The sequence below is a fragment of the Luteitalea sp. genome, from assembly GCF_022842525.1.
Lineage (GTDB): Bacteria > Acidobacteriota > Vicinamibacteria > Vicinamibacterales > Vicinamibacteraceae > Luteitalea.
Genome location: NZ_JALHPM010000330.1, coordinates 1 through 3,844, shown reverse-complemented (window position 1 = coordinate 3,844; position 3,844 = coordinate 1). Strand labels below are relative to the sequence as shown.

The following is a 3,844-nucleotide window of genomic DNA, read 5'->3' as shown; positions in this document are numbered from 1 at the left end:
CGGCGACCACGCCAGCTTCGCGGTCCGGTCGGCGATGAGCCGAACCACCTGAGGGCGAAGTTGCTTCTGCCAGCGTTCCCGTTCTTCACGCTGCTTCGCCCACGCCTCTTCCTGCTGCTTCCTGGCTGCGTCGCCCTCTTTTTCCGAGGTTCGCTTCGTCGCATCCTCGGATCGCGGACGTGCCCAGTGTTTCTGGCACTCTTTCTTGGCGATGCAGACCTGCAGGAAAGTGCCTTGTCCTTCGCCGAGCACGATCACGCCTGGGCGTGCGTGTTTGCACCGGGCCTTCCCTTCGGCCGGCTTCCAGCTTTTCGCGAGGATGGGCTTCGGGTCCGTGCGGTCGGTGTGGAAGTGCAGCGTGGAGAGCGCGAGCACTGATGCATCGCGCTCCTGTTCGACCGAGATCACTTGTTCGGCAAGCGCCGGCAGCAGCACGGCCGCATCGTCGCCCCTTGGATCCAGCCGCACGGTCTTCTCGACCCAGGCGGTGAGTTGTGCGAGGGGCTCCAGTTGATCGCGGCGGGCCTCTTCGTCACGGAACAGCGGGCGGAAGCACTGGGCTAACGCGTCTGCTTGTTGCTCTGCAGGGACCGTCGCGATCTTCAGGGCGTAGCTGAGGGGCAGAACATCCCGTGCAAGGAGATCCTGTGCACTCGGCACCAGCCGTGTGAGGCTCACACGCTGGTAGACATACCCCTTCGACTTTCCCAGCGTGGCCGCGAGATCGTCGATCGTGCGGCCGGTAGCCAGCAGGCGCTGGTAGCTCACACCTTCGTCGAGTGGTCGGATATCCTCGCGATGCAGGTTCTCGATGATGGTGGCTTCGTCTGCCGCGGCATCATCGAGTTCCAGAACGCGGCCCGGGATCGTGGCGCACCCTGCGAGCTTCGCGGCTCGCAGACGGCGCGCCCCGGCCACCAGCAGGAAGCCCTCACCGTTGGCTCGAACGAGAATCGGCTGGAGCACCCCGTGACGACGCACACTGGCGGCGAGTTCCTCGAGACTCGTTTCCGGAAATGAACGTCTCGGGTTGTTCGACGATTCGTGGACGGCGTCTGTTGCTAACTGTCTGAATTCACTCATGGCTACACCTCTGGCTGAACGGGTCACCGGGGCTCTGAAGCGCCGATGCCGGATTGCGCGACAACCACTCGCGCGGTGGAACGGGCGGGCCTGAGCCGACCCGTCAAGAACTGCTAGGGAAAGGCGCCGTGCGGGCGCTGAGCCCGCACGGCAACAACCAGGGTCAGTGGACCGTGGTGAGAAGGCGACTGGCGGCGCGATCGAGTGCGAAGCGTCCGTCCTGCCAAGGGGTGCGCTGACTCAGTCGCGTCAGACCTTGCACGTATCCCCAGACCGAACGTGGATTCGACTCGTGCTGTTCCGCCAACGTGTACGCCTCCGCGGCTTGCTTCTGCGGCACATCAAGCCGCTGCGTCACCGCGTCGAGCACCCCGTCGCGCGTCGACGCAATCTCCTGGGTCGTGGCCCGCAGGAGCATGGCGCGATCGTGCGCGGGGTCGGCGTCGAGGGCTTCGTGAACACTCGCGAGCGAGCTGTTCCACGCATCCTGGATCGACGTCCCCACGTGCCGGCGTCTGAAGCCAGCAACGTGCTGAAAACCCCAGATGATGTGATTGCCGCAGACGACGCGGAACAAGAACACATCCAGGGTGAGGGCGGCGGCTCCCACGTCACTGTTCCGGAGGATGAACCCGCGGAACAGGCCAGACTGGGAACGATCCGTGGGGTCATCAAGGTCACGATTGCCGTCCACGAGGAACAGGAACATGTCTCGATCTCCCAGGTAGGCGCCGGACGGAACCCGCTCGGCGCCGAACACACCGTCCTTGTAGCCGAGCGGCAGTTGCCAAGCGGGGTGGACGGACATCAGGTCGAGCACCCGGCTGGCCAGCTCGTCGTGGTGGACTCGTGTGTAGCGAGGCGATGTGATCGCATGCACGGTCCACGGTGCGGCCTGATCGCGGAACAGCTGATGCTGGTCTCGTCGCTGCCGCCGGAGCCCGTGATTGATCGCCGCTGAAGCGATCGGCGCGGGCAACGTTCGCAGGTACTTCGGCGGCGCGCCCGCGATGGTGGCGAGTTGCTCGAAGCTCCAGTGTGTCAGTGCGGCAGGCCGGCCTGATGCGTCGCGAAGCGCGAGCACATCGTCGGAGACTGCCTCGGTCCCAAAGTCCACGGTCTCGATGCAACGCTCTTCAGTTCGGAGCCGCCGTGTGCGGGCCGCCTCGTAGAGCGTTTGAACGGAATTGAACCGTTCATCTGGGGGTCGCGTGGCCCACTCCTTGTGGGCCGTGAACGCAGTCACAGTCGATACACCTATGCCGTGCATGTGGTTACTCCTTTGAACGTGGCCGTTGTGGCGACGAGTGGCGAGTGGCTCCGCATCGGGCGATGCGAAGGAGTGGCCGGGATGGCCACGGGCGAGAGAGCTTAGATGTCGGCGATCAATGTAGTGGTGCTGTTACCTCTCTGGCACGGCGAACTCTCGCCGCACAATGAAGGGCCCAACGTGTCGCGTCGCGAGTGCACCGAAGACCGTGAGGCTAGGCATCTCGGGACGCTGACGCCACGACAACCGGTGCTCCCGCAAGGTCACCTCGGCATCTGGGACAAGGGCTTGTAGTTGGCGGATCACGGCCCACTGTGCCGACGTCGCGGACGACGCCTCTGAGCCAATGACCTTCAGGTCGGCCAACCCGACGACGAGGTCAACTCGACCGGTCAAGGCGCGCAGATGCGCCTGGAGGCGTGCTGAGCCGTCCCGTTCATATCGAGGCTGGTCCTTGAGGGCGATAAAGGCGTCCTCGGTCAAGGCCTCAATGACTTCGTCCATTGGCAGCAAGCCAGCGGCATACCGTGATCGCTGCTCGTCGGTCGCGCGTGTCGCCACCCACTCGGTAATTACGCGCTTCTTCTCTTCATGCAGGGCGAGTTGCTCGGCACGGACCGCGACGTTGCGCTCCTTCCGGGCGCGAAGATCATTCCGGAATCGCCGATGCGCCTCCACTGGAAGCTCGCGCGCCGGTCCGACGTCGGTTGAGGTGTCGAACATCAGACGACCGTTCGCGGTCGCCAGAAAGCATCGCGTTGGCGACGGCGCTGGATGGACCATCGCCCGCTGGGTCGGATCAGTCAAGAAGTCCTGAGCCACCTGTGACCGGCGTTCTCGGTCGGCATCACGACGGTGACTCCGTGAAGACGAGCGCTCGGTTCGATAGGTGCGCTCAAGCTCGTGATTGCGCGCAGCTTCTTTGAACAGATCCTCGATAGTTGGTGGCGCATCGTAGGTGGGCGGGCCGTCATGCCGGACGACGCGTTGGTCCTGGGTTAGTTCGAATCGCGGCTGGAGCTTTAAACGAGCGACGCCATTGAGATCTACTGCAACGAGGTGGAGCCGCGTGGTCGGTACTTGCACGGACAACTGCTGCCGCGCCCGTCCGTCCCCTCCGGCAAGCAGGGATGCTTTGCGACCGGTCTCCGACAATTGATAGACCGCGCTGACGGTGAGGACCTGGGCGCTGGGAACTGATCGGAGGTGCTCCGGGGCAGCGCCGGCGCGATGGGGAACCGAATGAGTGGCAGTGTCCATGGCGGTCAGTCCCTTCTCTGCGTGCTCGTGATCTCTCTTAAAGAACCGTGGCCCCAGGCGGCGGGGCACTGTGCCCGGCCGCCTGGTGGAAGCACGAGAGGACGGTTCAGGAGGCGGCCGAGACGCGGGTGTACGCGTCGAGGATGCACTGCCGAATCGCGTCCTGCGCGCTGGCCTCGCCATTGGCGGGGCGCAGCAGCGAGAAGCTTTGGGTTTATCAGTTGTCTGATT

General features: G+C 64.3%; 3 protein-coding genes. All 3 read right to left on the bottom strand.

Annotation, left to right across the window (positions count from 1 at the left end; translation table 11 throughout):
- Window positions 1-1,083, bottom strand: a 1,083-nt coding sequence (locus Q0C41_RS30365; protein ID WP_291990604.1) for a ParB/RepB/Spo0J family partition protein, incomplete at its 3' end; no start/stop codon positions are given.
- 163 nt (window positions 1,084-1,246) lie between these two features.
- Window positions 1,247-2,353 carry a DUF932 domain-containing protein gene (locus Q0C41_RS30360; protein WP_291990602.1) on the bottom strand — a complete coding sequence of 369 codons (1,107 nt, stop codon included), beginning with the start codon at window positions 2,351-2,353 and terminating at the stop codon, window positions 1,247-1,249.
- Window positions 2,354-2,485: 132 nt separating this feature from the next.
- Window positions 2,486-3,613, bottom strand: a complete 1,128-nt coding sequence (locus tag Q0C41_RS30355; RefSeq protein ID WP_291990601.1) for a hypothetical protein — start codon at window positions 3,611-3,613, stop codon at window positions 2,486-2,488.
- Between the last annotated feature and the right edge of the window lie 231 nt (window positions 3,614-3,844).

Excerpts from the sequence above, each read along its gene's own strand:
- Q0C41_RS30360 (WP_291990602.1), bottom strand. The coding sequence starts at position 2,353 with ATGCACGGCATAGGTGTATCGACTGTGACTGCGTTCACGGCCCACAAG.
- Q0C41_RS30355 (WP_291990601.1), bottom strand. The coding sequence starts at position 3,613 with ATGGACACTGCCACTCATTCGGTTCCCCATCGCGCCGGCGCTGCCCCG.